The sequence below is a fragment of the Streptomyces sp. MspMP-M5 genome, from assembly GCF_000373585.1.
Lineage (GTDB): Bacteria > Actinomycetota > Actinomycetes > Streptomycetales > Streptomycetaceae > Streptomyces.
On the sequence record NZ_KB891900.1, the window covers coordinates 1 to 25,738 of the forward strand.

Below are 25,738 nucleotides of genomic sequence, written 5' to 3' on the forward strand. Positions count from 1 at the left end.
TGCTGGGGCCGTGGGGGCGCCGCCTTTTTCCTTGTTACGGCAACGGTTACGGAGCGTGATTTGTTTCTGTGGAGTGTCACTGGATCGGGGGGTTTGGTGTCGGGGGGATTCGGTGGGGGTGGTGGCGTTGGCCTGGGTCAGTAGGTGGGTGAACTCGGGGGTTACTCGGGCGGCGGCGCCGGGGCCGAGCACGATTTGGTAGGTGTCGTCGTCGACCACTCCCAGGACGGCGGGGAGTGCTTTGAGGGCGTCGTCCTGGATCAAAGAGCGGTCCTTGACGCCCAGGCGGAGGCGGGTCATGCAGTGGGCGACTGAGGTGATGTTGTCGGCGCCGCCGACGAGGGGGAGGAGGGCGGCGGCGGTGGCGCGGTTTTTGTCTTCGGTCATGTGTGGCGCCTTGCTGTGGGGGCGGGAGTGGTGTGAGCAATGGGGAGGGTGGAGGGGAGGGGTGGGAAGGGGTTGGGTTGATGTTGCGTCAGGTTTGGTGGATGTGGCGTCAGGTGGTTTGGGTGGGGGTGGATTGGAGGGCGGTGCGGAGGTGGCCCTTGGTGGTGTTGAGGAGGCGGGCGGCCTCGTGGGCGTCGACGCCGCCGAGCAGGACGAGGATGGCGTTCTTCACCTCGCCGTCGGTCTCGGTGAGGGCGGCCTCGATCTCGAGGTCGGTGGCACCGGTGGCGAGTGCGACGATGCGGCGTGAGCGGGCACGCAGTTTGTCGTTGGAGGCGCGGACGTCGACCATCAGATTCCCGTAGGTCTTGCCCAGGCGGATCATGGTGATCGTCGAGATCATGTTGAGGACGAGCTTCTGGGCGGTGCCGGCTTTGAGACGGGTGGAGCCGGTGATCAGTTCGGGCCCGACGACGATCTCGATGCCGTGCTCGGCGGCCGCGGCGAGGGCGGAATCGGCGTTGCAGGACAGGCCGATGGTGAGGGCGCCGATGGCGCGGGCGTGTTCGACGGCGCCGACGGCATAGGGGGTGCGGCCGGAGGCGGAGATGCCGACGACGGTGTCGCGGTCGGCGATGGCGAGGGCGGTGAGGTCGGCGGCGGCCAGCTCCTTGCTGTCTTCGGCGCCCTCGACGGCGGTGACCATTGCGGACGGGCCGCCGGCGATCAGGCCGAGGATCTCCGAGGGGTCGGTGTTGAAGGTGGGCGGGCATTCGCTGGCGTCCAGGACGCCGAGGCGGCCGGCCGTACCGGCGCCGGCGTAGATCAGGCGGCCGCCGCGGGCCATGCGGGCGGCGATGGCGTCGATGGCGGCGGCGATCTCGGGGAGGCGTTCGGCGACGGCGGCGGGGACGGTGGTGTCCTCGTCGTTCATCAGGCGGGCGATGTCGAGGGTGGGGCGGCGGTCGATGTCGGCGAGGTCGGGGCGGAATTCCTCTGTGGTGAGGGTTGCCAACTGGGTGCGGAGGGTTGAGTAGTTGGGGTCGGTGGGTGGCATGGGTGGGGCTCCTTGGTGGCGGGGCGGGGGCGTGGTGGGGTGGTGGGTGTCGGGTCTGGGTGGGGGTGGCGCGGGGTGGTCGGGTGTTTCGACGTGCCGTGGGGGTGCCGAGGGTTTGCGCTGGGGGGCTCGCCGGTGAGGGTGCCGTTTTGCCTGCCTGTGCCGTCCCAGCGGTATGGCTGCGCGTTGGCTGGGTGCAGGTGGCGGGTCAGTGGCGGGGGTTGTGGCGGTGGGCGAGGGCTTCGTAGGAGGCGGAGAGGGCGGGGGCGGCGGTTTCGTAGGTGCGTTGGGCGACGCCTATGAAGAGGCAGTCGACGACGAGGAGCTGGCTGGTGCGGGAGGACATGGCCGCGGGGCGCAGCTCGCTCTCGCGGGCCGTGGAGGTCGTCAGGATGTGGTCGGCGTAGGCGGCGATCTCGCCGTCGGGGCGGCCGGTGATGGCGATCGTCGTCGCGCCGTGGTCGAAAGCGACGCGCAGCGGCTCTATGACGTCCGTCGTGCGGCCGGAATGGGTGATCGCGATGGCCACGTCGCGTGCCCGCATCTGGACGGCGTTGGTGACGGCGAGGTGCGGGTCGGAGTGGGCATGGGCGATCAGGCCGATGCGGAGCAGCTTCTGGACCAGGTCCTGGGCGACGAGGTTGGAGGCCCCTATGCCGTAGACGTCGATGCGGCGGGCGGCGGCGAGGGCGGCGACGGAGGCTTCGAGCTGGGTGACGTCCAGCGCGGCGGCGGTGTCGGCGAGGCACTGCTGCTCTTCCTGCGCGAGCTTGGCGACCACGTCGATGAGGGAGTCGTCGACCGCTATGTCCGCCGTGACGGCGGGGGCGCTGCCGGCCTCCTGCTGTGCGGCGAGCGCGGCGAGGGCGAGGCGCAGGTCGCGGTAGCCGGGGTAGCCCAGGAGGCGGGAGGTGCGGACGACGGTGGCTTCGCTGGTGCCGGTGCGCTCGGCGAGGCCGGTGACGGTGAGGGCGGCGCAGCCGGCCGGGTCGCCGGCGACGGTCTCGGCGACCCGCTGCATGGAGCGGGTCATCGTCGGGGCGAGTGTGCGGACCTTGGCGGCCAGGGCCGCGGGTGGGGGCGGGGGGGCCGGTGGGGATGTGGGAGATGTTGGAGGAGGCGGGGTCTGTCCGGCGGTGGTGAAAGTTTCCTTCACTGCGTTATTCATGAGTGAAAGATATTTTCAGGGTCGGGGTGCGTCAATACCCTGCGTGAAGGCTGTGGATAGGTGGAGGGGGAAGGGCGAGTGCGGGCCGTGCGTCGGGCTGCCTGTGGATAAGTCGGCCGGTCGGCGGCTGCGCGCGAGAATGAGGTCATGGAGCTGGAACAGGCATTGCACGCCGCGCGAGCGCTGGTGCTCGCCGACCTGATGGCAGATGACGTAGCGGACGCCGAGATCGTCTCGCTCGTCGAGGATGCGGTCACGCATCGCCGATGGTGGGTGGAGCAGTGGCCTGAGGGTGCCTCGTTCGTCGCGGGGCTGATAGCGCAGGACGTCCAGGACGCGCTGCTGGAGCGGTACGGCCGTTGGCCGCTGTGCCCGGTGTGTACGGAGTCCGGTGATCCCCATGCGCTCGATGTGGAGCCGGAGTTGGGCCCGGATCCGCACTGGGTGTGTCCGAAGACGGCGGTCGCCGTCGCCCCGGTCGGGCGGCTGCGCGCGCCGACGGAGGGCTGAGGTGGCGATCTACATCGACCCGCCCACATGGCCGGGGCACGGTCGTATGTGGTCGCACCTGGTGAGTGACCGGTCGTTCGACGAACTGCACCGCTTCGCGGCCGCGCTCGGTGCGCCGCGACGGGCCTTCGAGCGCGACCACTACGACCTGCCGGCCGAGCGGTATGACGATGCCGTGCGGGCGGGAGCGGTGGCGGTCGGTTCCAAGGAGCTGGTCCGCCGGCTCACGGAGGCGGGGCTGCGGCGGCCGAAGGGGCGGTGAGGGCGGGGTGGGGGTGGGGCCCCCGGGGGGGAGGGGGAGGGAGGGGAAGGCCCCAGGGGCCATCGACTACCGGCCGCCCGATCGCCCCATCGCCAAGGTCACCCCCAGTGCCTCACCTGCTCCCCGCGCGTTTGAAGTTGTCCTCCAGCCTTCGGCCCGGTTCGGGGCCGCTGGGGTTCTCGGGGCGGAACGTCAGCAGGGATCCGTGGTCGAACACCCCGTACGTGGACGGGGGCGGCGCGTGGAGCCAGGACTCGTCTTCCGCGCTGCGGTCCTCGGAGCACTTCCGGTGGGTCGTCAGGGTCGGGGTGGAAAAGGTGACCTCGTCGCCGGTGAAGTGGGCGCGGGCGGTGAAGTCGTTGCAGGGGAGCTTGCCGGTCATCGTGCCGTCCTCGTGGAAGATCCAGGAGACCTTGGCGTCTTTCGGGCCCTCGTACTGGCCGCCGTCGTCGTACTGGGCGAAGTAGAAGTCCCACTGCGTGTCGAAGAAGCCCTGGGCGGGGCGGATCTCGCTGAGGGTGAGGTAGTCGCCGCGGTCGTTCGTCAGGTCCACGAGCCTTGCCGAGCCGTCATCGGGGGTGTGTTTCCGCTCGGACAGGGTGAGGTGCCCGGTGAAGAGCGCGCCGACCTGCTGCTCGAAGTTCGCGATGGCCTGCGGGCATCCGTCGGACTCGGCCTTCGGCCCGGTCTCCGTGAGCGTGAGGTCGGTGGCCCGGACGTCCGCCGTCAGCCGGAAGGGAGTGCAGCCGTAGGTCCCCGACACCGTGCCGTCGCGGTGGAACTCGACCCAGTTCCCGAGGTGCGCGGTCTCTTCGGTGGGGTCCGGCGACCTGAACTCCCGGCCGTCGAGCCGGCCGCGGTCGAAACCCAGGACCGCGCCCACCAACAGGTCGCCGGGGCCGCCCAGGAGTTTCCTGGCGGCGGTGCCCCCGCCGTCGGCCCGTTCGGGGGCGGCGCTGGACGTGGTGAGCGTCAGCAGCGCGGCCACCAGGGCGACGGCGGGGGCGAGGGCTCTTCGGAGTGGGCGCATGTGCGAACGACGTTCGTGGACGCCGGACGGTTGCATGCGCCGCCCTCAGGAGCGTTCGGCGGCCTCAGTGGCGGTCGGCGACCTCCGGGGAGCGGGCGGCGGACGCCGCGTCGGAGGCCGGTGCCGAGGTCGCGACGACGCGGGAGCGGGCCGAGGCGCGGTGGAGGCGGAAGGCGACGGCGGTGGTGAGCACGGCGACGGCGGCGAGGGCGGCACCGGTCCAGGCGACGGCGGGGTAGCCCCAGCCGGCGCTGATGGCCAGGCCGCCGAGCCAGGGGCCGAGGGTGTTGCCGATGTTGAAGGCGGCCGTGGTGGTGGCGCCGGCGAGGGTCGGGGCGGCGTTCGCCACGTTGAACATCCGGGCGTTGAGCGCCGGGGCCGTGGTGAAGGCGGTGACGCCGAGCATGAGGGAGAGGGCGACGGCGGCGACCGGGCTGTGCGCGGTGAGCGCCAGGACGGTGAGGACCGCGGTGGAGGCCGCGATGCCGCTGAAGAGGGTGCCGAAGAGGTGCGCGTCGGCGATCCGGCCGCCGATGAACGTGCCGATCAGCGCGCCGACGCCGAAGAGGGCGAGCACCGTCGGGACCCAGCTCTCGGCGAGGCCGGCGGTGTCGGTCAGCAGCGGGGAGAGGTAGGAGAAGAGGGCGAAGACCGCGGCGCCGTTCATGGCGGTGGCGATCAGTGCCAGCCAGACCTGCTTGTCCCGGTAGATGGTCAGTTCGCGGCGGAGCCGGGGGCGGTCCTCGCCGGTGGGCACTTCGGTGCGCGGGACGAGGGCGATGACGCCGACGAGGCCGATCACGGAGAGTCCGGCCACCGCCCAGAAGGCGGCGCGCCAGCCGGCGTGCTGGCCGAGCAGCGCACCGGCGGGGACGCCGGCGATGTTGGCGATGCTCAGTCCGCCGACCATGACGGCCATGGCGCGGGCCCGGGCGGTGACCGGGACGAGTGAGACGGCCACGGCCGCGCCCACCGCCCAGAAGCCGGCGCAGGCCAGGGCGCTGATCACCCGGGAGGCGAAGAGGACGGCGTAGGAGGGCGCCAGGGCGCCGGCGGCCTGGCCGAGGCCGAAGATCGCGAGCAGGGTGATCAGGGTGGTGCGGCGGGGGAGGCGGAGCGTCGCGGCGGCCAGTACGGGGGCGCCGACCACCATGCCGATGGCGAAGGCGGAGACCAGCAGACCCGCCTGCGGGATGGAGACCCCGAGGTCGCGGGCGAGCGGCTGGAGGATGCCGGAGAGCATGAACTCGCTGGTGCCCAGGGCGAATACGGAGAGGCCGAGGACGTAGACGGCGAGCGGGAGGCGGGCGCGGGGACGGGGGGTGGATGGTGCTGGCATGACAGGTACCAACCGTGGAATGGGTGCTGACATTCCCGGTCGGCGAGGTGTCGTTCGCCACGTGGAGTCCACGTGGATTCCGTCACGCGGAGTCCGCGCCGGGGCCCGGTGGGGCCGGTCGGACGCCGTCCTGGACCGGTCTGCCAGTGTGCCGGACCGGTCCGCCACTCTGCCGGTCCGTCGCTCTGCACCGGTCGGCCCGCGTCCCGATCAGCCGCTCTCCAGAAGGGCGAGCTCCGTCGCGACGTTGTGGCGCGCCGGTGCCTCCCACCGGTCGTGGCCCGTCGGGGTCCTGAACAGGCGGGGGAGTGCGAGGAGTTGGCGGAGGACGGCGGCGCGGCCGGCCCGGAAGTCCGGGTCGGGGACGAAGTCGTACTCGGCGCGGACCGCGGCGGCGTAGGCGGCGTAGGCGTCGGGGGAGCCGGCCAGTACGGCCAGGTCGGCGTCGCACAGGACGGCGCCGTCGCGGTCGTCGGGGGCCGGGTCGTGGGTGACGGTGAGGCGGACGAGGCGGGCGACCTCGGCGGTGCGCGCCTGGGTGATGCCCAGTTCGGGGAGGGCGCGTTCGGCGAGGGCGGCGCTGCGTTCCTCGTTCTCGGAGCGGTCGGGCCGGTAGACGGCGTCGTGGAACCACGCGGCCAGTTGGACGGCGGGCAGATCGTCGGCGTGTGCGGCGAGTTCGTCGATCCGGTCGAGGACGGCGGTGAGGTGGTCGGTGGTGTGGTAGCGGCGCTGCGGCTCGGCCCAGCGGCGCAGGAGGTTGTCCGCGTACGGGGCGGGGGCGGGGCCTTCCCGGGTGCCGCGGGCCCGGGCCACGGTGGCGGCCCAGCGGGCGGCCAGGTCGGGGCGGGAGTCGGTCATGGGCGTCATTGTGCCGGGTCAGGGGGACGGTGCGGGCCTGCGGGTCCAGGGGGATGTCGAAGGTGCCGCCGTCGTGGACGGAGTCCGGGTGAGGGCTGATCCACACGCGCGTTGTGAGGCGGTTTCGGGGTGGTGGCGGAGGGGGTGACGGGGGCGTCGGGGGTGGATTTCGGCCGCGTCGCGGGGCGGGTGCGGGTGCGGTGGTCGGGGAGCGCTTAGGGTGGGTATTGGACTAGACCTGTGTGGTGTGGGTGGGGCGGCGGGCCGTGGCGCGAGCGCTCGGTGCCGTTCCGGCCGCCCGCCCCGCGCGCCTGGGCCACGTCGTTCGTCAGCGGAAGGTTGGGTCGTATGAATCAGCGCGCGCTCCTGGAGGTGATCGCGCTCGGTCCCGAGGACGCGGTCGCCGCGCAGGCCGGCGGTGCCGACCGCCTGGAACTGGTCGCGGACATGGCGGCGGACGGGCTGACCCCGCCGCGCGCCACGTTCGCGGCGATCCGGGCGGCCGTCGACATCCCGCTGCGGGTGATGCTGCGCGCCGCCGACGGCTTCGCGGCGGGCGACGCGGGAGACGTGGCCGCGCTGTGCGCGGCGGCCGAGGCGCTGCGCGCGGAGGGCGCCGAGGAGTTCGTCCTGGGCTTCCTGACGCCCGAGGGGCGGCCGGACCTGGCGGCGGTCACGGCGCTGGCCGAGGTGCTCGACGGGTGCCGGTGGACGTTCCACCGGGCCATCGACCGGGCCGTCGACCGGGACGCGCTCCGCAGGGAACTGGCGGGCCTCGCCGGCCTCGACACGTATCTGACCGCCGGCGCCGCGGACGGGGTCGGCGCGGGCCTGGCGACGCTCGTCGCCGAGCAGGCGCGCACGGCCGCGGACGAGCCCGGGTACGCGCCGCGGATCCTGGTGGGCGGCGGGCTCACCCTCGCGCACCTGCCGGAGCTGCGGGCGGCCGGGCTGGACGCGTTCCACATCGGGGGCGCGGCTCGGCCCGGCGGGTGGAGCGCGCCGGTGGACGCGGCTGCGGTGCGGGAGTGGCGGGCGGCGCTGGATGTGCCTGTGGTGGCGCCGGTCTAGGTGCGGTCCCCCCCCCGGCTCGTGCCCGCGGCCGCGCGGACGTGCGGCGAACCCGAGATAGTGCCGCATACCCCGAGGTGATGCGGAAAAAGGGAAAGCGCGCCGGACCTACCCGTTGGTAGCATTTGCGCGAATCGGCATGGGGGGACCAATTCGCCGGCTCGGGGGAGGCGTTTTCCTCCGGCCGCCCTCCGGCCCGCACCACGCATCGCCAGGAGGGCAGATGACCCGATCCGCCATAGCTCGACGGCCTCGCACGCCGGAGCCGTCCGGCCGTTCGCGCCGGCTCCTGACCGGAGCCGTCGCACTGGCCCTGGCGGTCACCGCCGGTCCGCTCGTCGTGCCCGCCGTCGCCGCCGGCCCCGCCGCCGCGGCCACCGCGGCCCCCGCCCAGGTACTGAAGATCGCCGCCGGCTCCGAGATCGTCAGCGCCGGCCGGACCGGCTTCCTCTCCGTCGACCCCCGGCACCAGGTGCTGTGGACGCGCTACGCCGACGGCGTCACGACGAAGCTCGCCCAGGACGACCCCCGCACCTCCTACGAGACCACGCACGGCACCGCCTCCGACGTCGTGGCCCTCGGGGACGACCCGGTCATGGGCGCCTCCGGCAAGATCACCCTGCGGGACATGGCCGGCGGGACGTCCACCCTCATCGACCTCACCGCCTACGGCTACCACTATCTGGGCACCGTCGGCTCGCGAGTCCTCGCCTACCAGCGGGGCGACAAGGGCACCGTGCGGGCGCACGTCCTGGAGGCCGCGGGCGGCACGGTCACCGACCGGGAGATCACCGGCCTGCCCGACGGCACACGGGACGTCGACGTGGCGTCCGGCTCCGGCGACTCCGTCGTGCTGCGGTACTCGATCACCCCGGACGGCGTCGACGACCACGGCATGGAGGAGTACACCGTCGCCGACCTGGCCTCCGCCAAGGTCGTCACCGGCCGCGGCATGGTGGGCGGCTTCCCGACCGTCGCTGCGGTGTCGGGCCGTCATATGGCGCTCGCCGGCGGCCTGTTCATGGGCGACGCCACCACCTCGCTGCGCACCAAGGCACTCGGCGGCGACCAGCAGCGGTGGAGCACGGACCTCGCCGGCGTCGTCACCCCCCTCGTGGGCCTGGCCGGCGACTGGGCGCTGTACGGGAACGCCTGGCGGGTCAACGAGGGCAGCGGCAGCGGCCGGGCTTCCTTCCGGGCCGTGCCGATCGGCGGCGGCACCGCCCGCAAGGTGCTGGAACACGCCTCTTCCGTCACCCCCGCCCCCGACGGCGGCCTGCTGGTGATGGGCGGCACGGCGGAGAACGGGGAGGGGCTCTACCGCGTCGCCCCCGGGGCCGACGGCGCCCCCGTCGCCGAGCTGGTGGCGAGCACCGGTGAACGGACGGGGCTCGCCCTCGTCGGCAGCGAGGTCCCGGCCGTGGCCGAACCGGCCAAGGGCCACTGGCGGCCGCGCTGGCAGCTGTCGCACGGCAACGCCGAGGTGTCCGTCACCCTGCGCCACACCGCCTCCGGCGCCCGGCGCACGTTCGACCTCCGGATCGACCCCGCCAAGTGGGAGGAGCCGGGCCCCACTTGGGTGGACCTGGACTGGGACGGCCTGCTCGGCCCCTCCTACGCCCCCGACCTGGCCGCCCCCAACGGCGGCTACACCTGGACGCTGACCGCCAAGCCGCGCAACGGCATCGGCCCGGTCCTCACCGCCGACGGCGGCTTCACGGTCGCGCGCCCGCCCGCCCCGCACGACTACACCGACAACGGCACCCCGGACCTGCTGCTGCGCAACGGCTCGGGAGACCTGGAGCGCACGGACACCTACGTCGATCCCGACACGGCGCGGCTCAAGGGCCGGGACGCGGCCCGGATCGGCGGCGGCTGGGACATCTACGACCAGGTCACGGCGGTCGGGAACGTCGCGGGCGCGGTGCACGGCGATGTCGTCGCGCGGGACCGGTCCGGGGTGCTGTGGCTGTATCTCGGCAAGGGCGACGGCACCTTCGACGGCCGGATCAGGGTCGGCGCCGGCTGGGGCGGCTACACCCAGCTCACCGGTGGCGCGGACCTCGACGGCGACGGCCGCGGCGACCTGCTGGCCCGTGATGCCGCCGGAGTGCTCTGGCTCTACAAGGGAACGGGCAAGTGGAACGCGCCCTTCGCGCCCCGGGTGAAGATCGGTGGCGGCTGGAACGCCTACGACCGGATCGTCTCGGTCGGCGCCGTGGCCGGCGGGCCCGCGGGGGACGTGGTGGCCCGGGACAGGGACGGGGTGCTGTGGCTGTATCCCGGCAAGGGTGACGGCACCTTCGAGGGCCGGATCAGGGTCGGCGCCGGCTGGGGCGGCTACCCCCAGCTCGTCGGCATCGGGGACGCCGGCACCGACGGCCGGGCCGACCTCCTGGTCACCGCGTCGGACGGCACCGCGTACGTCTACCGCGGCACCGGCAACCGGCAGGCGCCGTTCGCCCCGCGTGAGCAGACCGACACCCAGGTGCTGCCGGGCCAAATCCTGTCCTGAGGACGGGAGTCGGGGCGAGGGGAGTCGGGGGCGGGGGCGGTGCCGGCACGGCGTGCGCCCCCGCGCTGCCTTCGCTCGCCCCCGCACCGCCCTCGTTCACCACCCCGCCCGCCGGCCCTCCGTCAGCCGCCGGCGAGCCGCTCCGGCAGCTCCGCCGCGTGCACGATCGTCAGGCCCGACACCGGCCGGGTCAGGCACACGTACAGGCGGCGCAGGCCGGTCCGCTCGTCCGGTTCGCCGTCCACGATCGCCGCCGGCTCGTCCAGCACCACGTAGTCGTACTCCAGACCCTTGGCCAGTGTGGCCGGCACCAGCGTCAGCCGGGCCTCGGCCGAGGTCTCCGCCCCCGGGGGCAGACAGGTGATGCCGGCCTCCTCAAGGGCCGTGCGCAGCACCGGAATACGGGCGTCCGCGGCGATCAGGCCGACCGAGCCCTCCTCGGCCAGCGCGTCGCGGCAGGCCGCGAGCACCGCCGCGGCCAGGTCGGCGGGCCGCACCGCCCGGATCTCGAAGTCGCCCGCCGACTCGCGGATGGACGTGGCCTCCGTCAGGTCGGGCGCGATCGCCGGCAGCAGACGGGACGCATAGGCGATGACCTCGCGCGGCACACGGAAGCCCTGGGTCAGCTCCTCCACGGCGGCACCGGGCTTGCCCAGATGGGCCAGCGCCTGCTCCCACGTGTCGGTCGCCCACGGGGTGGTGCCCTGGGCGATGTCGCCCAGGATCGTCGCCGAGCCCGTACTGCAGCGGCGGCCCACCGCGCGGTACTGCATGGGGGACAGGTCCTGCGCCTCGTCCAGGACCACATGGCCCAGCGAGTGCGTACGGGTCACCAGGTCCGTCGCCTCGTCGACCAGCACCGCGTCCGCCGACGACCACTTGGCGCTCCGTACACCGCGCGGCGCCCTCTTTCCCGATCCGGGCTGTGGCCACAGGATCGCCTTCTGTTCCTCGTCGGTGAGGATGCCCGCCGCGTGCTCGGCGAGGAAGTCGGCGTCGCTCAGCAGCCGCAGCACCAGCTTCGCCGGGTCGACCGGCGGCCAGATCGCCTTGACCGCGGTCTTCACCGCGGCATTGCGGGCGACCGCGTCCTGCACCCGGTCGTCGGGCGCCTCGCCCGCCTGCTCCATCCGCACCAGGACCGCGTGCGCGATCCGCTGCGGCAGCGCCTCGCGGGCCGCGCCGTAGCGGATGTCGCGGTCCAGCAACTCCTGGACGATCTCCTGGAGTTCGTAGGCCGGGACCCGCCAGCGGCGGGAGCCGCGGACCACCACACAGGGCTCCTGCGGCGGGGTGACGTGCGCGCGGACCGCCCGGCGCAGCACCTCGGCCATCCGCGCGTCGCCCTTGACCGTGGCCGTGGCCGCGTCGTCCGTGCCGCGCACCTCGACATGGCCGACCAGGTCGTCGATGGTGGCCTGCTTGACCTCCAACTCCCCCAGGGCGGGCAGCACCTGCTCGATGTACTGGAGGAAGGAGCGGTTCGGACCGATGACCAGGGTGCCGGAGCGGGCCAGCCGCTCCCGGTGGGCGTACAGCAGATACGCGACACGGTGCAGGCCCACCGCGGTCTTGCCCGTACCGGGCGCCCCCTGGACGCAGACCGTGCCGCCGATGCCGGCCCGGACGATCTCGTCCTGCTCGGGCTGGATGGTGGCGACGATGTCCCGCATCGGGCCGACGCGCGGGCGCTCGATCTCCGCCTGGAGGAGGGCGCTGGTGGTCTCGGCCTCGGCCGGGTCGGTGAGGTGCTCGTCCTCGTAGGCAGTCAGCTCGCCGCCGGTGTAGCCGAAGCGGCGCCGCAGCTTCAGGTCCATCGGGTCCTTCTTGGAGGCCCGGTAGAACGGCTGGGAGACGGGGGCGCGCCAGTCGATGACCATGGGGTCGCCGTCGGCGTCGTGGACGTGGCGGCGCCCGACGTAGAAGTTCTCGCCCGCCCGTCGCCCACCACCACCCTTGCCGGAGGCGCTTTGCGCCGCCCCTTTTGATGCCCCTTCGGCGAGGTCGATGCCGGGGGCGTGGAGGTAGTCGAGCCGGCCGAAGAAGAGCGGGGTGCCGGAGAGGTCCGCGAGGGCCTTGATGCGGGCGTCGATCTCGCCCTGGAGGACCTCGGCGTTGACCCAGTTCGCCGTGACGTCCTTGATGTTCAGGGCCTGGGCGTCCTCGCGCATCGCGCGCAGCGCCGCACGGGAGGCGGCGAGGTGGGCCCGCTCCCGCTGGAGGGGGTCGGCGGGGCCGGCTTGGTCGGGTGACGGGTGGGCGTGCGAGGGCACGGCTTGCCTCCGGTGACGGGTCTTTCGTCGGTACGTGGCGCGCGCGGCGTGCGACGAAGGGCGTGGACGGCGCTACGGCGTGCGACGGCGTGGTGCGAAGGGCCGACCGGTTTCCGACCGGACGGCGGCGCTCCCCTGACGGGAGGCAGGCAGGCGCGCGATTGTAGTCAGCAGCTATCCGGGGCGCCAACGGATTTCCGCGCGCCCGCCGCGGAGGAGCGTCGTACCCGGGGGACGGCCCCGGAGGCGCCTGTACCCGGGAGGGACGGCCCCGGAGTTCCGTAGGTCTCCCGTAGGGGTCGGTGTGGGCCCCGAGGTTGATGCCGGGGCGCGGGGAGATGGAACCGTGGGGCGATGTGCGTGGCCCGCCCGAAATCGATGATGGAGGCATGAGCAGCGCAACGATGTCCTCGGTCCCCGTCCACGCCGTCCCCCGCCGCCCGGCCAAGACCGCCGCGGCCCCCGACAGGGCGTCCACCGCCGGCCCGGCGGACGCCCAGGAGCACCGCCGCCCGCTGGGCGGCGCCTTCCGCGCGGTGAAGGTCTTCGCCGCCGCCGCGTTCAGCGTGGTGGTGATGGGCGAGTACGCCGAGGGATGATCCCGGACGTCCCCCCGCGCGACACCGCGGGCGCGGCGGAATCGCCCGCCCGGTACGGTCAGGCAGGATTCGTACCTTTCGTACGTGGACGGCCGATTCCGCATGGACATCCGGTTGACCGGAAAGCGTTACGGACGGGCGGTCTCGATCTACTAGCGTCGCCGCAAGGAGCGCGCTCAGGGCGACGAGGAGGGGTCAACGGTGTCTGCCGCCGAGGGGACGTGGACTGAGAGACGCACCTGGGCGCGGGGCATCGCCGGCCCCGGCCGGCTGGCGATAGGCGTGGCCCTGCTCGGGCTGTCCTTCGCCGGGCTCTATGCGCTCTCGCTGGCCGTGCAGCTCCCGATGTCCGACATAGAGGTGTACCGCGCCGAGGGCCAGGCCGCCGCGACCGGCGGTGACCTCTACGGCTTCACGGTCACCAAGTGGGCGCTCCCGGCGACGTATCCGCCGTTCGCCGCCCTGCTGTTCGTCCCCACCACCTGGATCTCGCTCACCACCCTCAAGATCACCTGCGTGCTGGTCAACGCGGCCCTCCTGGCGCTGCTGATCCACCTCTCCTGCAAGGCCGCCGGTCTGCGCCGGGCCGCGTACTCCGCCCCGCTGCTCCTCACCACCACCGCCCTCGGCCTCTGGCTCGAACCGGTCTTCCAGACCCTGGTCTTCGGGCAGATCAACCTCGCCCTGGCCTGCCTGGTCCTGTGGGACCTCGGGCGTCCGGACGGCGCCCGCCTCAAGGGCTTCGCCACCGGCCTCGCCGCGGGCATCAAGCTCACCCCGGCGATCTTCGCGGTGTATCTGCTGATCACCGGGCGGGTGAAGGCCGCGCTCACCGCCCTCGCCGGATTCGCGGTGTCGGTGCTGCTCGGCGCGCTGGTGCTGCCCGAGGCCACGGTGGATTTCTGGACGCGGCGGATGTTCGAGACGCAGCGGGTCGGCAAGGTGTGGATCGTCGACAACCAGTCGCTCCAGGGCCTGCTCGCCCGGCTGCTGCACACCACCGACCCGGGACTGTGGTGGCTGGCGGCGGCCGCGGTCACCGGCGCGGCCGGGCTGTGGATCGCCCGCCGGGTCTTCGTCCGCCGCGGCCTGGACCTCTGGGGCGTCCTGGCCACCGCCGTCACCGCGCTGCTGGTCTCGCCGATCAGCTGGTCGCACCACTGGGTCTGGTGCATACCCCTGCTGGCGGCGCTGATCGCGCACGCCCGGCGGGCCGCCTGGCGCTGGGCGCTGGTGGCCGCCGTCACGGTCGCCTTCACCGCCCGCTCGATGTGGGCCCTCTACCACCGGGGCACCCTGGCCCTGCACTTCGACTGGTGGCGGCAGCTGCTCGCCGCCCCCTACCCGGCGCTCGGCCTCGCCCTGCTGGCCGCGCTGGCCTGGTGGACGCGCCGGACGCCCGACCGCCCGGGCGCACGCGGCGGCCGGCCGGGGGTCCACGTCCCCTCGCCCCGCGCCGACGCCCACCGGCCCGCCCGGGCCACGACGGGCTGACGCGCACCGCCGCCCGCGCCCGCCGATCACGCCGGAGCGGGATCGTCCTCCCCAGCCGCGACGCCGTCGCCGCCCGCCGTCAGCAGGTCGCGGGCGTCCACGATCCGGTAGGCGTAGCCCTGTTCGGCCAGGAAGCGCTGGCGGTGCGCGGCGAAGTCCTGGTCGATGGTGTCGCGGGCGACGACCGAGTAGAAGCGGGCCTCGTGGCCGTCCGCCTTGGGCCGCAGGACCCGGCCCAGCCGCTGCGCCTCCTCCTGGCGCGAGCCGAAGGTGCCGGACACCTGGATCGCGACCGTGGCCTCCGGCAGGTCGATGGAGAAGTTCGCGACCTTGGACACCACCAGCACCGAGAGCTCGCCCTCCCGGAAGGCGTCGAAGAGCTTCTCGCGCTGCGCGTTGCTCGTCTCGCCCTTGATCACCGGCGCGTCCAGATGCTCACCCAACTCGTCCAGCTGGTCGATGTACTGGCCGATGACCAGCGTCTGCTCGCCCGCGTGCCGGCGCACCAGCGCCTCGGTCACCCGCTGCTTGCTGTCCGTGGTCGCGCAGAAGCGGTACTTCTCCTCCGCCTCGGCCGTGGCGTACGCCAGCCGCTCCGCGTCGGTGAGGTCCACCCGCACCTCGACGCAGTCCGCCGGCGCGATGTACCCCTGCGCCTCGATCTCCTTCCACGGGGCGTCGAACCGCTTGGGCCCGATCAGCGAGAAGACGTCCGACTCCCGCCCGTCCTCGCGCACCAGCGTCGCCGTCAGCCCCAGCCGCCGCCGGGCCTGGAGATCGGCGGTGAACTTGAACACCGGCGCGGGCAGCAGATGCACCTCGTCGTAGACGATCAGGCCCCAGTCCCGGGAGTCGAACAGCTCCAGATGCGGGTAGACGCCCTTCCGCTTCGTCGTCAGCACCTGGTACGTGGCGATGGTGACCGGCCGGATCTCCTTCTTCGTCCCGCTGTACTCGCCGATCTCGTCCTCGGTCAGCGACGTCCGCTTCACCAGCTCGTGCTTCCACTGCCGGGCCGAGACGGTGTTGGTGACCAGGATCAGGGTGGTGGCCTTGGCCCGCGCCATCGCGCCCGCGCCTACCAGCGTCTTGCCGGCGCCGCAGGGCAGCACCACGACGCCCGAGCCGCCGTGCCAGAAGCCCTCCACGGCCTGCGACTGATACGGGCGCAGCGCCCAGCCGTCCTCCGCCAGCTCGATCGGATGCGCCTCGCCGTCCACATAGCCGGCCAGGTCCTCGGCCGGCCAGCCCAGCTTCAGCAGCGTCTGCTTGATCTGCCCGCGCTCGGAGGGGTGCACCACGACGCTGTCCGGGTCGATCCGCGCGCCGACCAGCGGCTGCACCTTCTTCGAGCGGAGGATCTCCTCCAGAACGGGGCGGTCGGTGGTGGACAGCACCAGACCGTGCGCGGGGTGCTTGGTGAGCGTCAGCCGCCCGTAGCGCGACATGGTCTCGGCGACGTCGACGAGCAGGGCGTGCGGCACCGGATACCGCGAGTACTGCACCAGCGCGTCCACGACCTGCTCGGCGTCATGGCCGGCGGCCCGCGCGTTCCACAGCCCGAGCGGCGTCACCCGGTAGGTGTGGATGTGCTCCGGCGCCCGCTCCAGCTCCGCGAACGGCGCGATGGCCCGCCGGCACGCGTCCGCCAGCTCGTGGTCCACCTCCAGCAGCAGCGTCTTGTCGCTCTGGACGATCAAGCAGGACACACATACCTCCGTGGATAGGATCGCTCAGGCGACAGACACCGTTCCTGCTCAGGTGCGGGCCATGCCCCGTGCCCGACGCCGCAAGGGCATCTCGGCCGACGCGCCGGGAATGCGCGCCGCTCTCTATGTTCGCCTATCGCGCGAAACCGAGGAAAGCACTTCTCCAGAGCGCCAGCGCGCGGCCTGCGAGGCGCTGTGCGAGGCGCGCGGCTGGAAGGTCGTCGCAGTAGAGGAAGACATCGACGTGTCCGGCTATTCCCGCGCACCGGACCGTCCCGGCCTCCAGCGGATCCTGGCGCGCCTCTCCGAGTTCGATGTCCTGGTCTTCTTCAAGATCGACCGCCTCGCGCGCTCGACGGTCGACTTCGCCGAGATCATGAAGATCACGCAGAACGAGAGCGTCTCACTCGCGTCGGCCAGTGAACCGCTGGACCTCACGTCCTCCATGGGCCGTGCCATGGCGAAGGTGATCGCCGTCTTCGCCGGGGTGGAAGAAGCACCCACCGGCCAGACCTATGAGGCCCTGTGGAAGGCCGCGAGCGTGGAGGGTGAGCGGGACCTCCTCCTGGACGCCGGGGCGTACGTGGAGGTGGCCCCGGCGAAGCGGGGTGCACGCAAGCTGGACACCTCACGGCTCGCGGTCTTCTTCGCGGACGAGGGCAGAATCCGCCGCGCCGCAGCGGACGGCAAGGACGTGGAGGAGGCCGTCCGGGATGTCGCCGCCACGGACCTTGAGATGGCGTAAGTACGTCTGAGTGCTGGAACGGCCCGCTACCCCCTGTGGTGGCGGGCCGTTCTTCGTCTTCGGGCGCGCCCGACGGGTGTCCTGTCTTCGACCAACGTCACGGCCCCCAGTTCATGGAGTTACAGAAGGGCTTGTCTCCATGGCGCCGTCCACCCGGCGGCGACCGGGCGCGCTCCGCGCCACCAACCGGCCACCAAACCTCGCACTCCGGCATCCCCGGAGCACGGGGTTTTCGTATGCCCCCAACTCACCTTTGGAGACTCCTGTGATCCTTGACCGCATCAATATGCCCCCCAGGCGCGTGTCCGGGAAGATCCGGCGATGGACGTGATCCTGTACGCCGCGCTGGGCTGAGACGCACGCCACTTCATGAGGGAGTCGCCCCGCCAAGGGTGTGGCTCCCTCACTTCATGTTGCCGCTAGGCGGACGGAGGGTGACTGAATGGGTTCCCCCGCTAATGCTTATGCAGGCGGGTCCCGTGCCGCGAACTCCACTGTCCGACGTGGAGGCGTGAGCGCCGTGCTCGTCCGACTCCTTCCGCGCGCCCCGGTGTCTTCCGGGATGACGCGCGGGAGTTGAGCCCCTGACCCCGTAGCTCAGTGGGAGAGCGCCCGATTGTCGGTCGGGGGTTGCCGGTTCGATTCCGGCCGGGGTCGCTGGCTCGCGCGGGCCGCCGAGTCTGTTTCTGCCGTCTAGCGGCTGGTCCACCAGGCGGCCCCTGTTCCGGTAGCCGTGGTAGCCAAGGCGATCAGCCATGCCGGCAAGCGCTGGATGGTTAAGTGCAGCCCTCCCCAGCGGAGTTCGAACTGTGGGCGCTGTCTGGTGGCACTCGGTTTGGGGGTCATGCCCATTAGTGCACCACCGATAACAGGCGTCTCGTTATGCGCCGTGCACGTAAAACCACATCCCTAACTCGGCCCTTCTGTACACAAGGACGCCGGAGTGGAGTGAAACCACACATGTCAGCGTACGGATAAAGGAGTTGCACCCGAGACCATGAGCGGGGACTCCGGGTGGCAGATCGGCCTTCCCGCCAGCGAGGTGTGCTAACAGCACGGATCTCCGGCGACCACGGCAACCGTGCCGGCCAGAAGGCTTTGTCCCAGACGATGTGGGCGCTCCAAGAACTTGGGGCACGCACATCGTCTGGGACTGGAACAGCACCCTCGCTCTGTCCCGGCTGCCTCACGCTGGCACGGGCTGGCGGGCTCTGCGACTGGCACGAGCGCGAGACGGCCGCGCGCAGAAATGGAGACGTTTTGTCCTGGCGCACCAGCAACCGACGCTCCCGCCTCCCCGCGGACTGGCCGGTCCGCCGCCTGTCCGTGTTGGAGCGGGATGGCTTCCAGTGCGTGGGCCGTCCTGCGGGGCACAGGGGCGCGGTGTGCGGCGCCGGCCACGGACGTGGACCACGTTGTCCCGGGCGATGACCGCGACGCGGCGAACCTTCAAGTGCTGTGCGGTCGGCATCACGCGCGGAAGTCCAGTGCGGAGGGCGCGGCGGCCCGGCGGCGGGTGTCCAGGCGGAGGCCGCAGGGGCGGCATCCGGGAGATTTGGGCTGATGTGCTGCGTCAGCCGGTCGTCCCCCTATGGGGCTCCTGAGCGTTGCCGTCAGCACCCGTCGCGGTCGTAGCCCATGCGCGGGCCACGACAAGGCTGTCCTCGTAGAAGCGGTAGCGGGTGATCTCACCGTCCAGAACGGTCAGTTGGAGCACGAACCAGCTCTCTATCGCCGCCCCATTGCGTATGACTCGGCTCCGGAAGCGGCCCGAGACTGCCGCTTCCGGGCCGTCCACGAGGGTCCGTTCGACAACGAATTCCTCCTTGGTGAGGTATGTGGGGTGCGTGGTGAAGAAGTCGGCGACCTCGGCACGCGTCGCGCGGATGCCGAGCCAGGGGACCTCGACCGCGCCGGGTACGTCCCAGTCCACTCGCTCGGCGAAGAGTGCCGCGACGCCGTCAACGTCACCCGCAGCGAGTCGGGCCAGGAAGTTCTCGACGGTCTCTCGCGTGCTCCGCATCGTCGATTCCGCTCGCATCACTTCGTACCTCCACTGTCGATCGTGTTCACGAGTTTTGAACAGTACAGTCCAAAATTGGGGCGAGCAACTCGGCAAGTGCCCCTACAAGTGCCACTAGGTGGATCACCATTCCTCGCTGCCAGCCCACTTGCCCCTAGGAATGCCCCTACGGCGTGCCACTGGGCGGCGGGATGCTCCGTACACCGACACGCGAGGGGACGGCGAGAAGCCATGAGCAACCCGATTCGGTACAGCCAACCGCCTGTGGAACTCCCCCTGGATGCCTGGTTGTTGGACGGCTCCCCGGCGCCGGGCTGCAAGGTGTGCGCCGCTCTGGACTTCCAGCGAGACCAGGCCCGGCGGGCAGACGTGCCTGGCCTGAGTGGACGCGCTCCGGCTCCGGTCCGCTCCTTTACTGGGGTGCCGTCTTGGGCGGTGAGGGCAATCGCTTCGGCCCCAGGAGAGCCGAAGCACCCAGACGCCCGCCCGGCTGCCGGAAACCCTGGCAGGTCGGCAGCCGAGGCGGGCGATCGGTGAACCACAACAAGGAGGCGCGCACATGCGAGACGTACGCGCGTTACTCACCCCTGCCGCGTTCGTGGGTGTCGTTGCAACGGTTCGCGAAAACAACCCGGGCATGGACGAGGCTACGGCGGTCCGGATCAGCACGGAAGCGCTGAAGTTCGTCCACACGGCAGCCAAGTTCCCCACTATGAGGATCACGCCGTCCAACGTGGTGGACGAGGGTGGCACGCTCTGATCCTGCACACCGGGCCGTACGCCAAGCTGTGCGAAGGACTGGGGCGGTTCGTGCACCACTACCCGGAGCGGCCCGACGCGCAGCGGCACGACCCGCAGGCGCTTACGCGGACGGTGGCCCTGATCGAGGAAGCCGGGCACAAGGCGGACCATGAGCTGTGGACGGGCCGACCGAAGCCCTGGTCCCCGTGGAGGCGAACTGCTCCCACACACCCAAGCCGGGAGGCTGCGGGCCGATCAACCCGGGCAACTGCGCCACCCACGGCGGCGACGGTGACTAGGCTCCCGGAACGCACTGCGGAAGGGTGAGCACATGAACGCGGAAGAGGCCCGGCAGGTGGACGCCACGCTCCGCCGGCTCGGCATCCCGGGAGTTGTTGCCCCGGAGGATCCGGAGCAGGCGGCGGGCACGTGGCGGGTGTACGACAGTGCCGATCCCGCGACCCGGAAGGATGTCACCGCTGACGTCCTGGCAGCCTTCGTGGCGAAGTTCAGGGAGGCCAACCCGGAGCCTCCTGGGAAGTCGCAGTCCGGTCCTGTGCGGGGCTTCATCATCCCGTCCGACGAGGACTGACCGTCTCAACTGGCCCCGTCTGTTCGCTCCTTGCTGGTGCGCCGGGCGGGGCTCCTTGCTGTTCGCGCAAGGGGAGGGCGGCTACTGCTGGGGCGCGGCCGGACGTGTCGAACGTCCAGTGTGCCGCATCGTGTCGGTGGGCCGGCTCGGTGTCCGGTGGCCGCCAGCTGTCCTCGCCCGCCAGGTCCAGGGCGTCGGTCAGACCGCGTCGTCGGCCAGTTCTGAGACGCCGGTGATGCGGTGGAGGGGGTAGGTGCGGACCTCGTCGGAGGTGTGGTCGTAGGCGGTGACATAGCCGCCCTCGACGCGTACGGGGGCGATGACCCGCTGGCTGGCGGCGCCGTCCGCGTTGACGTAGCCGATCCAGACGGGGGAGCTGGTGAGGACCGCGGCCTGCATGGTGGCCAGGGTCTCGGCGGAGGTGGTGCGGGGCAGCGCGCCCGGGGTCGGGGCGGTGGTCGGCGCGGCGGCCGGTTTGCGTTCGGCGGTGGCGGCGAGGTCGCCGGCGCGGAGGGCGCGGACGGCCGCCTCCAGCAGGGTGCGGTCGGGCGGCGGCGGGCCGTCCGGCACCGGGGTGGGGGCCGTGCGGGGCGGGGTGCGGTAGGAGTCGGCGCGGCTCACCAGGACGTCGCCGGCGGCGGACTCGGCGGCCGGGGCGTAGCCCATCGCCCGCAGCCCGTCGAGGAGTTGGTCGGGGGAGGTCTGGGCGGCGAGCACCGTCGGGGCCAGCCGGCGCAGCCGCAGGGCGGCGGCGCGGCGGTCGGCGAGGATCTCGGAGAGCAGCGCGTCGTCGTCGCAGCGGACGTAGGCGGTGGCCGCGCCGATGCGCAGCCGGCCGTGTCTGCGGGCCACATCGTCGATGAGGTAGGCGAGGGGCTGGGGCACGGGGGTGCGGGAGTGGGTGGTGAGGAATGCCTGGAGTTCGGCGGCGGAGCGGCCGGCGTCCAGGGCGCGGCGCACCGAGCCGGGGGTGAAGCGGTAGACCGTGGCGCCGCCCTTGGACTCGACGTCGGCCAGCACGTCGAGCGCCTCGGCGAGCGGGCGGCGCAGCGGGCCGGGCGCGACGGCGGTCAGGTCGGCCTGGAGCAGGACGTGGTCGAGGGGTTCGGGCAGCAGCGGGGCGAGCAGGGCGGCGGCGCGGGCGGCGGAGGCGGTGGCCTCGGCCGGGGTGAGGGGTGGGGTGGCGCCTTCCGGGGCGGTGTCCGTGCTCGCTGCGGGGGCGTTCGCGTCCGCGCCGATCAGGGTGCGGCCGTGGGTGGCGAGGGCGGTGCGGCCGGTGATGCCCAGCAACTCGGCCTCGGTGAGGGCCCATTGGGCGAGCCGGGAGCGGAGGTCGTCGGTGGCCGTGGGGGCGGCCGGGGTGGTGGTGTCGGGTGCTGCCGGGGAAGGGGCGGGGGACGCGGACGTCGGGGGCCGGCCGGCCGGGGCGGCGGCGCGCAGGGGGCGTTCCCAGCGCAGGCGGGCGAGCAGGGCCTGCTCCGGGACGGCGGTGCCGGGCGGGAGCGTGGCGAGCAGGGTCAGGACGCGGTGGCGGACCTCGGGGGCCGGGGAGCGGTCCAGGTGCGGGCCGAGGGCGGCCAGCGCGCGGCCCTTGGGGTCGGCGGTGCCGACCACGCCGGGGGTGCGGGTGGCGGGCAGCCAGGCGGCGACCAGGGCCGCCCAGCGCTCGTGGTCGGGGAGTTGGAGCCAGTCCTCGGCGGCCGGGGTGGTGGCGTAGCGCTCGTCGGCCTCGCCGTCGGAGGCGATCAGCCCGGCGGCGTAGGCGAGTTCGAGCCAGAAGGCGGCGAGCGGTTCGGTGGTGTCCAGGGCGACCGCGGTCCGCTTGAGGTCGCGGACGCTGAGGCCGCCGGCGCGCAGAACGGGCGGGCCGCCGAGGTCCCACTCCTTGAGCAGCTCCTCGACGGTGGCCAGCGCGGTGAACGCCTGGCCCGCCGCGGCGTTGTCCACAAGCTGTGGATCACGGGTGGTGGCCGGGGCCAGGGCGGGCGGCGCCGGCTCGGGGGCGCGGTGCGCGCGGCCGGCGCGCAGGTGCAGCGCGGCCTCCCGGGGCAGTACGACGTTGCGGGCGCCCGCCGGGAGCAGCAGTCCGCGCTCCAGCAGCCAGCGCAGATGCGCGGCCGGACGGTCGGTGACCGCCCCGTACGGCGGGCCCCACAGCAGCCTGTCCAGGACGGCGGCGGCCTCGGCGGGCGCGGTCTCCAGCAGCGCGGCCATCCGGGCGCGGTCGGCGAACAGCGCGGTCAGGGCGGCGACCGCGGACACCGGGTCATGGGTGGCGGGCAGCCCGGCCGCGGCCAGGATCTCCTGGAGCCGGCCCGGCGACATCCCGGCGGTGGCCTCGGCGACGGTCGGGCCCAGACCGGTCGGCGAGGGGCGGGCGGCGCTCGGGGTGAGGAGTTCCCGGGCGGTGCGCACCAGCCGCAGCCGGTCGTCCGGGCCCCACACCAGCGCCTGAGCGCGCAGCACGGCGACCGCCCCGGGCAGCGCGGCGGCGACCGCCGCGTCCCCGGCGTCCCCGGTCATCAGCGCCGCCAGCGTCCCGTACGGGCAGGGGTCGGGGGCGACCGCGAGTGCCTCGGCGGTCTGCAGGGCGAAGGTGTCCAGCCGCTCCACCGCGCGGACCACCGACGCGCGGGTCCCGGCCCGGGTGGCCAGCTGCGTCAGGTCGCCCGGCACCGGGTTGAGCAGGTCGGGCCGGGCCCGCAGCAGGCCGGCGAGCCCGCGGTCGGAGCGGGTCCTGAGCTCCTCGGCGAGGGTGCGGGGGGTAGCGGTGGTCATTCGTCCTACGTTAGCCGGGCGGCGGAGGCGGCGGGAGGAGGTGACCGCGGCCTGGGGATGTCCGGCCGCGCCCCGTCGCGGGCGGTCGCGGTGGCGCGGTGGACCCGCGCGGTACGGTCGGGGCAGCAACCAGCGCACGCCGCAGGGGATTTCGTGGGGATCGAGAGCGAGCAGCTCGTCTTTGACTATCTGAGCCGGGTGGGCGACCTGGCCCAGCAGCGCGGGCTGCCGTCCGGCGCCCGGATGCGGCTGGTGGCCTCGCTGCGGGCCGAGATCGACGCGCGCAAGGCGGACCAGAAGGCCGATTCGGTGCCCGGGGTGAAGCGGATGCTGGCCCGGCTGGGGACGCCGGAGGCGGTGGTGCAGGCCGCGGCCGACGCGGAGGGGGGCGGCGGTGGTCCGGCGGCGGGTCCGGCCCGGCCGGTGGCTCCGCCCGTGGAGCCGGCCCGGCCGGCGCAGTGGTCCGGTGCGCGGGAGAAGTTCGGCGGGCTGATCGGGAAGGTGCCCCCGCCGCGGGACCGGGAGGGGGAGCGGGACGCGGCGGCGGAGGACGGCCGCCGGCCGGGCCTCCTCAAGAAGCGCGGCGGCCGTCCGCCCGTCCCGGAGGCGCCGACCGCCGGCGCACCGCCTCATCTGGCCGGCGCCGACGAACTGGGGGACGGGGAGGAACCGCCGGACTGGTGGCGGGTCCAGGCCGGGCCCCCGGGTGCGGAGGACGAGGTGCCCGGTTTCGTCGGCGGCATCGAGATCCCGGAGATCTGGCACCGCCCGGAGGAGGAAGCCGCGGACGGCGAGCAGGCTGGGGACGGCGAGCGGGCCGAGGGCGCCAGGAAGCCCGGGGCGGGGGCGGCGCCGTCGCGGAAGGGGCGGCGGGTGCTGCCGGCCCTGGTGCGGCGGGCGCTCGGCCGGCGGCCCGAGGAGGCGGCCGACGCCGGGCCCGCGGTCGAGGCGGCGGGCGCGGAGGAGGCCGCGGCCGCCCCGGCGGCGGTGCCGCTGCGGGCGTGGCTCAGCCCGGTGCCGACGCTCGCCGTGCTGCTGCTGGTGGCCGGTGCGGTGGTCGGCTCCTGGCTGGCGCTGGCCGGCGGCTGGGCGCTGGCCTACGTCTCGCGCCGGCTCAGCCGTAGGGAGGCCAAGTTCGCGGCGCTGGGCGTGCCCGGCATCGTCGTCGGCGGCCTGCTGGTCTGGGTCTGGGGCCGCAACGACGGCCGCTGGGGCGACCCGATCCCGCCGGGCCACCTCGGCACGGAACTGCTCGCCGGCCTCCCGGGCGTGGTGCGCGTGGCGGCGGTCGCCTCGGCGCTGTTCCTGCTGTGGCGGATGCGGCGGACGGCGGGGTGAGAAGAGGGGCGAGACGCGGCCGGGGCGGCGGGCGGCGCCAGCCGTAACCCCGCCCGCGAGGCCCCCGCTACTTCTTGGCCAACCGCTGCTGGATCTCGTCCAGGATCTTGTCGGCGGCGGTGTAGCCGATGCCCTGGATCCAGAGCTGGTCGTCGACGCGGAGGGACTTGCCGCCCTGGACGGCCTGGAGGTGCTTCCACAGGGGGCCGGTGGTGATCTGGGCCTCCTTGGACTTCTCGGGGCTGCCGTAGGTGGAGTAGAAGACGGCGTTGGCGTCGGCCTTGGTGATCTGCTCGGGGCTCACCTCGACCATCAGGCCGTCCTGCGCGCCGTCGACGACGGAGGTGGGGCCGGTGCCGATGTCGTCCAGGATGGTGCCGATATAGCTCTGGCAGCCGTAGATGCGGGTGTCGGCGCCCTCGACGAAGCGGACGACGTTGGTGCGCAGCGCGCGGGCCTTGGCGGGGCCGCCGAGGGACTGGGTGACGCGCTCGGCGTGTGCCTTGTAGGCGGCGACGACGCGCTCGGCCTCCGGGATCTTGTTCAGCGCGGCGGCGTGGACGGCGAAGTTCTGCTTCCACGGGTAGCCGGTGGTCTCGGTCATGACGGTCGGCGCGATCTTCTTCAGCGCGGCGTAGCGCCCGCCGTCGCGGACCTTGCTGGTGAGGATCAGATCGGGCTTGAGGGCGGCGATCGCCTCCAGGTTGGGGGCGCCGATCCGGCCGACGTCCTTGATGCCGGTGAGCCTGCTCTGCGGGAGGTAGTCGAGGAAGCCGGAGGCGACGTCGGAACGGGTCGCGCCGACGGGGGTGACGCCGAGGGTGAGCGCGGAGTCCAGCTCGGCGGTGTCCAACACCACGACCCGGTGCGGGGAGTTGGGGACCGTCACCTCGCCCGTCGCGGTGCGGACCGGGTGGCTGCCGCCGCCCTTGGGGGCCGGCCGGGGCCAGTTGGTGGTGGGCTGCGCGGGGCAGGTGGCCGCCTTGAAGGTGCCGTTCGGGCCGGCGGCGGAGGCGCCGGAGTCGCCGCTGCCGCAGGCGGTGAGCAGCAGCGCGCCGGCGGCGACGGCGGCCGCGGCGGTGGTACGGGCGGTGGCGCGGCGGCGCGGCCGCGCGGCGGCTGCGGAACGGGCTATCGCCGGGTGGGTCGGGTGGGTGGAGCGGGTCATCGCCGGGTGGGTGGAGCGGGTCATCACAGCCCTTTCGGCTCGGCGGCTGGGTGGTCGGCGGGGCCGGGGCCCCGGGGA

General features: G+C 73.2%; 21 protein-coding genes and 1 tRNA gene. 11 read left to right on the top strand and 11 right to left on the bottom strand.

The annotated features are described in order from the left end of the window. The 3 genes from B073_RS45850 to B073_RS0122410 form a co-directional block, all read right to left on the bottom strand. Window positions 1–387 (bottom strand): PTS glucose/sucrose transporter subunit IIB (locus B073_RS45850; RefSeq protein WP_037812381.1); only part of this gene is annotated, 387 nt, incomplete at its 3' end. Between the two features lie 109 nt (window positions 388–496). Next, window positions 497–1,444 (bottom strand): N-acetylmuramic acid 6-phosphate etherase, encoded by a 948-nt coding sequence (gene murQ / locus B073_RS0122405; protein WP_018540316.1) that lies wholly within the window; start codon window positions 1,442–1,444, stop codon window positions 497–499. A 208-nt stretch (window positions 1,445–1,652) separates the two neighbouring features. Beyond that, complete coding sequence (locus B073_RS0122410) at window positions 1,653–2,612, bottom strand: MurR/RpiR family transcriptional regulator (protein WP_078508120.1); 960 nt, start codon at window positions 2,610–2,612, stop codon at window positions 1,653–1,655. Window positions 2,613–2,759: 147 nt separating this feature from the next. Here B073_RS0122410 and B073_RS0122415 point away from each other — a divergent pair, with 147 nt between their 5' ends. Beyond that, complete coding sequence (locus B073_RS0122415; protein ID WP_018540318.1) at window positions 2,760–3,122, top strand: hypothetical protein; 363 nt, start codon at window positions 2,760–2,762, stop codon at window positions 3,120–3,122. 1 nt (window position 3,123) lies between these two features. Beyond that, window positions 3,124–3,384 carry a DUF4031 domain-containing protein gene (locus tag B073_RS0122420; protein ID WP_018540319.1) on the top strand — a complete coding sequence of 87 codons (261 nt, stop codon included), beginning with the start codon at window positions 3,124–3,126 and terminating at the stop codon, window positions 3,382–3,384. Between the two features lie 112 nt (window positions 3,385–3,496). Here the strand turns inward: B073_RS0122420 and B073_RS0122425 are convergent, their stop codons facing one another. From B073_RS0122425 to B073_RS0122435, 3 genes are all read right to left on the bottom strand, one after another. Beyond that, window positions 3,497–4,414, bottom strand: a complete 918-nt coding sequence (locus B073_RS0122425) for an META domain-containing protein (RefSeq protein ID WP_018540320.1) — start codon at window positions 4,412–4,414, stop codon at window positions 3,497–3,499. 64 nt (window positions 4,415–4,478) lie between these two features. Continuing rightward, window positions 4,479–5,753 carry a Cmx/CmrA family chloramphenicol efflux MFS transporter gene (locus B073_RS0122430; RefSeq protein ID WP_018540321.1) on the bottom strand — a complete coding sequence of 425 codons (1,275 nt, stop codon included), beginning with the start codon at window positions 5,751–5,753 and terminating at the stop codon, window positions 4,479–4,481. A gap of 210 nt (window positions 5,754–5,963) precedes the next feature. Next, window positions 5,964–6,614, bottom strand: coding sequence for a hypothetical protein (locus tag B073_RS0122435; protein ID WP_018540322.1), 651 nt, complete (start codon window positions 6,612–6,614; stop codon window positions 5,964–5,966). Window positions 6,615–6,962: 348 nt separating this feature from the next. Between B073_RS0122435 and B073_RS0122440 the strand changes: the two genes are divergently transcribed. Together B073_RS0122440 and B073_RS0122445 are read left to right on the top strand one after the other, a co-directional pair. Further along, window positions 6,963–7,685: a copper homeostasis protein CutC gene (locus tag B073_RS0122440; RefSeq protein ID WP_018540323.1), complete on the top strand. Its 723-nt coding sequence runs from the start codon at window positions 6,963–6,965 to the stop codon at window positions 7,683–7,685. Window positions 7,686–7,908: 223 nt separating this feature from the next. Beyond that, window positions 7,909–10,200, top strand: a complete 2,292-nt coding sequence (locus tag B073_RS0122445; RefSeq protein WP_018540324.1) for an FG-GAP repeat domain-containing protein — start codon at window positions 7,909–7,911, stop codon at window positions 10,198–10,200. 122 nt (window positions 10,201–10,322) lie between these two features. Here the strand turns inward: B073_RS0122445 and B073_RS0122450 are convergent, their stop codons facing one another. Then, window positions 10,323–12,473 carry a HelD family protein gene (locus B073_RS0122450; RefSeq protein ID WP_018540325.1) on the bottom strand — a complete coding sequence of 717 codons (2,151 nt, stop codon included), beginning with the start codon at window positions 12,471–12,473 and terminating at the stop codon, window positions 10,323–10,325. Window positions 12,474–12,862: 389 nt separating this feature from the next. Here B073_RS0122450 and B073_RS46580 point away from each other — a divergent pair, with 389 nt between their 5' ends. Both B073_RS46580 and B073_RS0122460 read left to right on the top strand, forming a co-directional pair. Beyond that, window positions 12,863–13,072, top strand: a complete 210-nt coding sequence (locus tag B073_RS46580; RefSeq protein WP_026247618.1) for a hypothetical protein — start codon at window positions 12,863–12,865, stop codon at window positions 13,070–13,072. Window positions 13,073–13,273: 201 nt separating this feature from the next. After that, complete coding sequence (locus B073_RS0122460) at window positions 13,274–14,566, top strand: glycosyltransferase 87 family protein (protein ID WP_018540327.1); 1,293 nt, start codon at window positions 13,274–13,276, stop codon at window positions 14,564–14,566. 26 nt (window positions 14,567–14,592) lie between these two features. On the opposite strand, the gene B073_RS0122465 is transcribed toward B073_RS0122460, so the two are convergent. Next, a complete protein-coding gene (locus B073_RS0122465) occupies window positions 14,593–16,275 on the bottom strand; it encodes a DNA repair helicase XPB (protein WP_018540328.1) in 1,683 nt (560 codons plus the stop codon). A 61-nt stretch (window positions 16,276–16,336) separates the two neighbouring features. On the opposite strand from B073_RS0122465, the gene B073_RS44240 reads away from it, so the two are divergent. Then, a complete protein-coding gene (locus tag B073_RS44240) occupies window positions 16,337–17,020 on the top strand; it encodes a recombinase family protein (RefSeq protein WP_158690182.1) in 684 nt (227 codons plus the stop codon). A gap of 586 nt (window positions 17,021–17,606) precedes the next feature. Then, window positions 17,607–17,677 (top strand) — tRNA-Asp (locus B073_RS0122475). A 916-nt stretch (window positions 17,678–18,593) separates the two neighbouring features. Here B073_RS0122475 and B073_RS40725 read toward each other — a convergent pair. Further along, window positions 18,594–19,043: a nuclear transport factor 2 family protein gene (locus B073_RS40725; RefSeq protein WP_018540331.1), complete on the bottom strand. Its 450-nt coding sequence runs from the start codon at window positions 19,041–19,043 to the stop codon at window positions 18,594–18,596. 559 nt (window positions 19,044–19,602) lie between these two features. On the opposite strand from B073_RS40725, the gene B073_RS49065 reads away from it, so the two are divergent. Together B073_RS49065 and B073_RS0122490 are read left to right on the top strand one after the other, a co-directional pair. Continuing rightward, window positions 19,603–19,803, top strand: a complete 201-nt coding sequence (locus B073_RS49065) for a hypothetical protein (protein WP_324608801.1) — start codon at window positions 19,603–19,605, stop codon at window positions 19,801–19,803. Window positions 19,804–20,115: 312 nt separating this feature from the next. Continuing rightward, window positions 20,116–20,376, top strand: coding sequence for a hypothetical protein (locus tag B073_RS0122490; protein ID WP_018540333.1), 261 nt, complete (start codon window positions 20,116–20,118; stop codon window positions 20,374–20,376). Window positions 20,377–20,574: 198 nt separating this feature from the next. On the opposite strand, the gene B073_RS0122495 is transcribed toward B073_RS0122490, so the two are convergent. Then, window positions 20,575–23,154: a helicase C-terminal domain-containing protein gene (locus B073_RS0122495; protein WP_018540334.1), complete on the bottom strand. Its 2,580-nt coding sequence runs from the start codon at window positions 23,152–23,154 to the stop codon at window positions 20,575–20,577. Between the two features lie 153 nt (window positions 23,155–23,307). On the opposite strand from B073_RS0122495, the gene B073_RS0122500 reads away from it, so the two are divergent. Beyond that, window positions 23,308–24,492: a hypothetical protein gene (locus B073_RS0122500; protein ID WP_026247619.1), complete on the top strand. Its 1,185-nt coding sequence runs from the start codon at window positions 23,308–23,310 to the stop codon at window positions 24,490–24,492. A 67-nt stretch (window positions 24,493–24,559) separates the two neighbouring features. Here B073_RS0122500 and B073_RS0122505 read toward each other — a convergent pair whose 3' ends face one another. Beyond that, window positions 24,560–25,684: an ABC transporter substrate-binding protein gene (locus tag B073_RS0122505; protein ID WP_018540336.1), complete on the bottom strand. Its 1,125-nt coding sequence runs from the start codon at window positions 25,682–25,684 to the stop codon at window positions 24,560–24,562. Window positions 25,685–25,738: the final 54 nt, after the last annotated feature.